We start from the raw sequence: 296 nt of genomic DNA on the forward strand, positions 1-296 counted from the left end.
GGTCCCTGCAAAAGGTCGACACCTAAAGTGAGCAATCACGATGGTGTTTGAGTGGAATGGCGAAAGCTGTCCACGACTTATTTATTTAATGCGCGCCCGAAGGAGCGGCCGCAGTGCACAATTCAATCTTAACTTTTCCTAATAAACAAAGTAACCGCCCTCTCTATTAAGGGGGTATAGCTCAGTTGGTAGAGCGCCTGCTTTGCAAGCAGGATGTCATCGGTTCGAATCCGGTTACCTCCACCAATGCCGCCTACGGCGGCAATTTGTAATGGTTTGGTTAGTGATGGGTGATT

Annotated in this window: 1 tRNA gene; it reads left to right on the forward strand. The window is 48.6% G+C overall.

The window, feature by feature from the left end:
* Positions 1 to 170 precede the first annotated feature (170 nt).
* Positions 171 to 246: transfer RNA gene (locus tag HW115_RS19560), tRNA-Ala, on the forward strand.
* The last annotated feature ends 50 nt before the right edge of the window (positions 247 to 296 follow it).

It is taken from the genome of Oceaniferula marina (genome assembly GCF_013391475.1).
Lineage (GTDB): Bacteria > Verrucomicrobiota > Verrucomicrobiia > Verrucomicrobiales > Akkermansiaceae > Oceaniferula > Oceaniferula marina.